Here is a 7,756-nt window from a genome sequence, read left to right as displayed (position 1 = left end):
ACCATACAATAACGCTAAGTCATGAATAAATTAACAAAACCAAAATATTACCGAATACAAGCAACTGATAATTAAAACCTTTAAAAACCGCAATTAACTAATCAGACCAGATAATATTTGAGCATCTATTGATATTAATGATATGATCCGCCCCCTTTCTTTTTCTGGACCTTGAAGAATCAACTATATGACTGATTTAAATGAAAAAAAAGCCATGCTACATTGCTTATCAGTCTACTTACCGCTGATCGGAATTCGTGAGATAAAATTAGATATCTCTAATGAAACGCCATCCAATGCAATTGATTCAATAATAAAAGATTTAAAAGGAAGAAATTATTTAGTCACTGCTAATAAAGTGAAGTCTTTTACTGGAATTACTAAAATAAAGAATCCGATTATTTTATTTAACAAAAATAATCACCCATTTATTTTAGCTAAAGTTGAACAGGATAAATGTTTAATTCATCCATGTAATTCAGATACCCCAAAAGTAGTAGATACAAGCTATTTAAAACAGAATTGGAATGGAAAAACGCTAGATATCAAAAAAAAGCAATCCTCTTTTGATATTCGTTGGTTCTTACCTGAATTATCGCAACATAAACATTTAATCGCTGAGATTGTTTTATTCTCTTTCGTACTGCAAGTTATTGCACTTATTACACCGCTATTTTTCCAAGTCGTGATGGACAAAGTATTAGTGCATCAAGCCCACTCGACACTCGATGTTTTAGTGTTCGTCTTAGTTATTTCTGGAATAGCTGAGGTATTGCTACGCGGTTTACGCGAATATCAATATGCTCATACCGCTAACCGCATTGATATTAAGCTTGGCATTAAATTGGTTCACCATCTGTTTGGTTTGCCGCTGCTGTTTTTCAAATCAAGGCAAGTTGGGGCGATTGTGACTCGAGTAAGAGAGCTCGATACCATACGCGAGTTCATCACAGGTTCAATGTTTACCCTCACGATTGATCTCGTTTTTCTCGTGATCTTTTTCTATGTGATGAGCTTACTTTCTGGCGGGCTAACCTTATTGGTATTGGCCACACTGCCGTATTATCTCTTTTTGGCTTGGTGGCTAACCCCAAGGCTGCAACAAGCGATTGAACAACAATTTACCCATATGGCGCACAACACTTCGTTTCTAACTGAAACCGTCGCGGGGAGTGATACCATTAAAAGCTTAGCGACTGAACCTCGCTTTATTCGACGTTGGGATACTCAAACCGAACAGATGATATCGAGCAACTATGTGGTTCAGCAGTGGAATAACCGCTCTAGCCACGCAGTACAGTTCATCCAAAAAATAACGAGCGTCTTTCTATTATGGATTGGTGCATCCGAAGTGCTCGCGTTACAAATGACCATAGGTCAACTGATCGCTTTTAACATGCTCGCCAGTCATGTTGCACAAACTCTTGCCCGGCTCGTCGAGCTGTGGGGACAATTTATACAAGCGCAAATTGCAGTCGATAAACTTTCCGACCTACTCAATTTGCCCACCGAGCAGCAGCAAGCCAGCCATTCCCTACAACTGCAAGGTGCGATCACTCTCAGTAAAGTGAGTTTCCGTTATCAACCCGATTTGCCGCTGACCATCAATCAGCTTTCACTCAATATCCAAGCGGGTGAGAAAATTGGTGTGGTCGGTGGCTCGGGGTCGGGAAAAAGCACCTTGGCTCGGCTTTTACTCAAGCTGTACAGCCCTGAATCAGGCCAAATCATGTTCGATAACACCTCACTCAAACAGATCGGTGTTCATGAATTGCGTCGCCAGTTGGGGGTGGTATCACAAGAGAACTTTCTCTTTAGTAAAAGTGTTAGTGACAACATTGCCCATTCAAAGCCACAAGCCAACTTGGATGAGATTGTGCGAGCAGCAAAATTAGCGGGCGCTCATGAGTTTATTTTAAAGCTGCCACTGGGTTACGACACGATTTTAGCTGAAGGGGGGCAGTCACTTTCAGGCGGACAACGACAACGTTTAGCCATTGCCCGCACACTGCTTGCAGACCCTAAGATTTTGATTCTTGATGAAGCCACCAGCGCTTTAGATGATGAATCACAAGCCATCATTCAAACCAATATGGAGCAAATTGCCGCCGGGCGTACCATTATCACCATCGCACACCGCCTCTCTACGGTAAGAGAGTGTGACCGGATTATCGTACTGGAAAAAGGCGAGATTGCAGAGCAAGGCACGCATCTACAACTTCTCGCAGAGCAAGGCAAATATTTCCAGTTGTGGCAACTGCAACAAGCATTAAAACAAGAGGATGAGCAAGTATGATCTCTCAGTTAAAGAAGCTTCGCTCTAAGCGCTCGAAAACGAACGGCTACTTTGAGTTTTTACCCGGCCATCTTGCTCTACAGCAGAGCCCGCCCTCTCCGTTTGCTCGCATCACCGCCATCACGCTAAGTTTAGGGTTACTGCTCACCTTACTTTGGACCTATTGGGGGAAATTGGATATCCAAGCGACCGCAAACGGGCGGCTGTTAGTCCCTGGGCGCTCGCAAGTGATTCAGTCTTACGAACAAAGCCGAGTAGCACAAATCCATATAGCAGACGGCGAACGTGTCGAAAAAGGGATGCCCTTACTGACTCTGGACACGTTAGGCGTTAGCCAAGATATTGAACGTTTGCGTCATCAAATACGCTATCAAACCCATGAATTTCTCAAGTATCAAGCTTTGCGTGGTAAGGCTGATCTAGCTCAACATCCCCTGTATTTGGCATTGGCACCTTCGGCACAGCAAGAGGTCATCGACAGCTTTGATACTGAAAAGAACGAATTCACATCGGTGTTGGAAAACTTGCGTGCTGAAATGCAGGTCAATCTTGCTTCCCAGTCCTCACTTGAAGTCGACATCAGAGGCTTAAAACAGTTAGTGAGTAATATTACTCAGCGCCTTGATGCTCAAAAAAAGCTCAAGCAACAGCGTTTGATCGGTCAAGTGCAGTATCTGGAGCAGGAAAAAGAGTTATTAGAATCCGAACGAGCGTTAGCCCAGCAAACATCACAACAACATGTGCTGCAAAAGCAATATCTCAACCTAGAAGAGCGTTTAAAAGCGCTGCGTGCGCAAAAAGCCAGAGAGTGGCAAGACAAAAGTCAGCAAGCACACCTACAACTCTCAGCGCTGCAACATGAACTGGACAAAGTACGCGAACATGAAGGATTACAAGTGGTTCGCTCTCCTGTCACTGGCACTGTACAGCAACTGAGCGTTCACACCCTTGGAGCAGTCTTACAACCAGCACAAAATTTGATGATTATTGTGCCTGACGATTCGGTACAAGTCGCCGAAGTTAAAATTCTCAATAAAGACATTGGCTTTATTTATGCTGGCCAACCCGTGACGTTGAAAATTGATGCCTTTCCCTATACGCGTTACGGCACCTTATCGGCAACATTGGTCCACGTATCTAGAGACTCGACAATGGATGAGCAACTTGGGTTGGTTTTTCCCGCTCAAGTGCAATTGTTAAACCACACAATTGAGGTCGATGGTGCCTCTGTTGCCTTATTGCCCGGTATGTCTGTCGTGGCTGAGATTAAAACCGACCAACGTCGGATCATCGATTATCTACTCAGCCCAATCCGAGAATATCAAGCTGAAGCATTGCGAGAAAAATAGAGTGGATACCTTAACCAACACCGTCTCAACGGTTCATGATCAAGAAAGCCATGGCGCATTAGCGGCCCTCTCGTTTGCCAGCCTTTCATTTGATAAGAAAGTCACGCCATCACAACTGATTCATACACTAGGCGTTGCCGAAAATGAGCTCAGTGCTCTCGACATTCAGCGAGCCGCTCAATCTATTGGTCTGAAAAGCCGAATGATCACCGTCAGAGGAAGCGAGCCGATCCCGCTACCTGCATTGGTCAAAATCCGTCAGCAATGGCATGTCATTCATGCGCTAAACGAGTATGGTTGGACCTTGTACGATCCCATTAAACAGCGCTATTTCGAGTTTCCGTTGGCGCAAGGATCTTCAAGTTCCTGTTATGAGGTCTTATTACTGATTGAGCAGAGTATAGAGCCAAGCGATGTCGCTTTTGGCCTCCGCTGGTTTATGCCTTCGGTACTCCGTCAGTCAAAACAGCTACGTGATGTGTTTCTGTATTCGATTGTGCTGCAACTGTTTGCCCTGTTTGGTCCCAAACTTTTTGAAACCGTTATTGATAAGGTTCTTGTGGGGCGAAGTTTGTCGAGTTTGCACGTTTTAGCGCTGGCTATGCTTGCGCTGGCTATTGCTGAACCTCTTTACAGTTATTTGCGCAATACGGTTTTTGGTCATCTTTCTAGTCAAGTCAATGCAGAACTATCAGGGCGATTGTATCGGCATTTGATTAATCTTCCATTAAGTTATTTCAAGCAGCGTCAAACGGGGCAAATCATCGCCCGCGTACGGGAAATGGGGCAAATACGTCAGTTTTTGACGGGCTCAACCTTAATGCTGCTCTTGGATCTCATTTTTATCACCCTCTTTATTGGTGTGATGTTTCATTATGCGCCAGCGCTCACAGGGCTGATTATCGGTTCATTAGTGATTTACTTTCTGCTGTGGTTAGGTATTGGACCTTGGGTTCGTCACAAGGTAACGACAGAGTATGACGCAGAAGCAGAGACAACCACCTTCCTGACTGAATCTATAACGGGTATCGAAACAATCAAGACAACCGCAACGGAAGCTCGATTTTTAGAACGGTGGCAGCAAATACTCAGTCGACAAATTGAATGCGCGTTTTCAGCCCAAAAAGCCAGTTTAATTGCTGGGCAATTGATTGCCTTAGTGCAGAAAATAGCCGCTGCCATTTTACTTTGGTGGGGAGTCAACTTAGTACTAAATGGGCAGCTCACTCCCGGTGAATTGGTTGCCTTCAATATGCTAGCAGGGCATGTTACTCAACCCGTTTTGCGACTTGCGCAAGTGTGGCAAGATTTCCAGCACACCTTAGTAGCCTTGCGTCGCGTTGGCGACATTCTTAACGAACCGGCTGAAAATAGTAAAGATGGCCTTGCTTCCATCCCTTCTGTTCAAGGAGGCATTGAGTTTAAAAATGTTCGCTTCCGTTATCATATCGATGCACCGGAAGTCTTAGCGAATCTCTCGTTGACCATCGCTCCGGGGCAATTTATTGGTATTACTGGGCCTTCCGGATCTGGAAAAAGTACATTAACGAAACTGCTACAGCGTCTTTATGTACCTTTGCATGGGCAAGTCTTAGTCGATGGTATGGATCTCGCCATTGCAGATCCGGTCTCGTTAAGGCGCAGCATGAGTGTGGTGCTGCAAGAAAGCATGCTATTTTCAGGCAGCGTTGCCGACAATATTCGTCTTTGTAAACCCGATGCAAGCGATGCAGAGCTGATAAACGTTGCAAAGCTTGCTGGTGCATTAAGCTTTATTGAGGCGCTGCCACAAGGGTTTGAACAACAAGTAGGAGAAAGAGGTGCCAACTTATCTGGCGGGCAACGTCAACGCATTGCACTGGCTCGCGCATTGTTAGTTAACCCAAAAATCTTACTGCTTGATGAAGCGACTTCAGCGCTCGATTATCAGTCAGAGGCGGCCATCATGAGCAATATGGAAACCATTTGCCATGATCGAACGGTGATCAGTATTGCACATCGGTTATCGACGATTCGTCATGCCGATAACATTATCGTCATCGAAGATGGGCAAGTGGCCGAGCAAGGTACTCACGAAGCGTTGCTCGCACGTGCAGGACTTTACGCACGTTTATGGAAACAACAAGTCAGTGGTTAACTTTCTCTCCTTCAAATGGGTTAGGTATAAAAAATCTCCCCAGAAATTACTGGGTCTTAAACTTACTCACTAAATTATTCAGATCATCAGCTGAACTCGCGAGATTTTGTGAGTTAAGTAGAGCTCGGCTCGATACATCATCAACTTTCTGAGTATCTTCTTGTACTTGATGAATATTACGATTAATTTCTTCTGCGACTAGGTGCTGCTCTTCGGCAGCCGTTGCGATTTGAGTATTCATATCGTGAATCGACAATACTGACTGATAGATGCCAGTAAAGCTATCGTTGACCGACTCAGTCGTTGTCACGGTTTTCCGTGACGCATTTAAACTCACGGTCATCTGTTCTGCGACTTCTTTGGTCCTATTTTGCAAACGTACCACTAAGCCGTTGATTTCTTCGGTTGAATCTTGCGTACGTTTTGCGAGCGCACGAACCTCATCCGCAACAACAGCAAAACCTCTTCCCTGCTCCCCTGCACGAGCCGCTTCAATCGCAGCGTTTAAAGCCAACAGGTTGGTCTGTTCAGCAATGCCGCGAATGGTATCTAAAATTGCAGTAATACCTTGGCTATCATTTTCTAACTCTTGAATCGTGGTTGAAGACGTTGAAATATAATCAGCTAACTGATTGACACTAGAAACCGCGGTGTGGATATTTTGCTGGCCTTGACTCACTAATTGCTGACTGTCATCAGCAGCCTGGGCTGCCGAGCTGCATAGCGTTGCTACTTCATTGGCAGTAGACACCATTTCATTAAACGCCGTTGATACCATCTCAACCGCTTGTTTCTGTCGTTGAGAAACGGCTGACAAGTCTTCCGATATTGTTGCCGCTCTTTGCGCCGATTCCCCCATCTGTTCTCCTGCATGGCCTATTTGCTGTACAAGTAATCGAATGGCTTTCAAAAATGCGTTGAAATACACAGCCAATTGACCCGTTTCATCGTTCGAACGAATGATCAATTCCTTGGTTAAATCACCTTCACCTTCAGCTATCTCTTGTAAGCCGTTTGAAACTAAACTAAGCGGCTTGGCGATCAACCCCGCTAAAAAAAGTGCGCCAATGATGAAAATCACTGTCAACACAAAAACAATCGCTAAAATGTATTTGATCAAGCTATTGCTTTCTGCCATAACTTCTTCGGTAGTAATCAGGCCAACGAACTTCCAACCTAACTTTTCGGAATTCATGACATTAGCCATATATTCCACACCGCCAATTTCGATATTGATAAAACCAGAGGATGTTTGACCTATCGTTTTGTATGCAGCAGCTAAGGAGTCAAGGGGTTGAAAATTGTTCTCTGGGTACTTAGCATCCACCAAGACGTTACCGCTATCCTCAACCATCATAATGTATCCGGTTTCGCCTAGTTTTATCTTCTTCACGATATCCGTCAGTGTTTTTAGCGAAACATCAATCGCAACCACCCCAGCATTTTGGGTACCAGCAGCATTAAAGGACAAAACATTGCTCACAATCGTGGCGTCATCAGGCTCCCAATAATAGGCTTGAGTGCGTTTTATCTCGCCTGGGCTAGACATCGCCGTTTTGTACCACGGGCGAGCTCTAGGATCATAATTGTCTGACGCCTTACCCGTCGGCCATTGTATATATCCGCCCTCTTTGGTTCCCATGTAAACGTACGAATAACCTTTGTGCGCCTCACCCATAAGGTAAAGCGCTTCATAAATTCCACGCTCCACCATTCCATTGCTATCTGGGGTCATCGGTTCAGCTATTTTGTCGATATAACGGGTAATGGAACTGTCCACTTTTTGCAACGCGGGTGAGTTGGCTAACATTTTCACATTTTGTTCAATGCCAGAAAAATAGATGGCGATAGCATTATCAACCTGACTCATTTCTCCATGACTTTGTTCAATAAAATCACTAACGGCTTGTGAACGTAAATTCGTCACCATTACCGTTGAAACAATAGCAACAGGGATAATGGTCGCCGAAATCA

At 44.5% G+C, this 7,756-nt stretch carries 4 protein-coding genes; 3 read left to right on the top strand and 1 reads right to left on the bottom strand.

What is annotated here, in order from left to right; translation table 11 throughout:
- The first annotated feature begins 187 nt into the window (after positions 1 to 187).
- Genes AACQ17_RS03600 through AACQ17_RS03590 form a run of 3 tightly spaced genes read left to right on the top strand, consistent with a single transcriptional unit; the run spans position 188 to position 5,782 of the window.
- Positions 188 to 2,296, top strand: a complete 2,109-nt coding sequence (locus AACQ17_RS03600; RefSeq protein ID WP_094167649.1) for a peptidase domain-containing ABC transporter — start codon at positions 188 to 190, stop codon at positions 2,294 to 2,296.
- Entirely contained in the window at positions 2,293 to 3,645 is a 1,353-nt protein-coding gene (locus AACQ17_RS03595) for an HlyD family type I secretion periplasmic adaptor subunit (RefSeq protein ID WP_094147973.1), read from the top strand. Before AACQ17_RS03600 ends, AACQ17_RS03595 begins: the two co-directional genes overlap by 4 nt.
- 1 nt (position 3,646) lies before the next feature.
- Entirely contained in the window at positions 3,647 to 5,782 is a 2,136-nt protein-coding gene (locus AACQ17_RS03590; protein ID WP_094147974.1) for a type I secretion system permease/ATPase, read from the top strand.
- A 46-nt stretch (positions 5,783 to 5,828) separates the two neighbouring features.
- On the opposite strand, the gene AACQ17_RS03585 is transcribed toward AACQ17_RS03590, so the two are convergent.
- The gene (locus tag AACQ17_RS03585; RefSeq protein ID WP_094167648.1) at positions 5,829 to 7,754 is read right to left on the bottom strand and encodes a methyl-accepting chemotaxis protein; all 1,926 of its coding nucleotides are present in this window, start codon (positions 7,752 to 7,754) and stop codon (positions 5,829 to 5,831) included.
- Positions 7,755 to 7,756 lie beyond the last annotated feature (2 nt).

The organism is Vibrio sp. V10_P2A27P122 (genome assembly GCF_963874335.1).
Classification (GTDB): Bacteria; Pseudomonadota; Gammaproteobacteria; order Enterobacterales; family Vibrionaceae; genus Vibrio; species Vibrio anguillarum.
This window is presented reverse-complemented; position numbering and strand designations above follow the sequence as displayed.

Excerpts from the sequence above, each read along its gene's own strand:
- AACQ17_RS03595 (WP_094147973.1), top strand. The coding sequence starts at position 2,293 with ATGATCTCTCAGTTAAAGAAGCTTCGCTCTAAGCGCTCGAAAACGAAC.
- AACQ17_RS03600 (WP_094167649.1), top strand. The coding sequence starts at position 188 with ATGACTGATTTAAATGAAAAAAAAGCCATGCTACATTGCTTATCAGTC.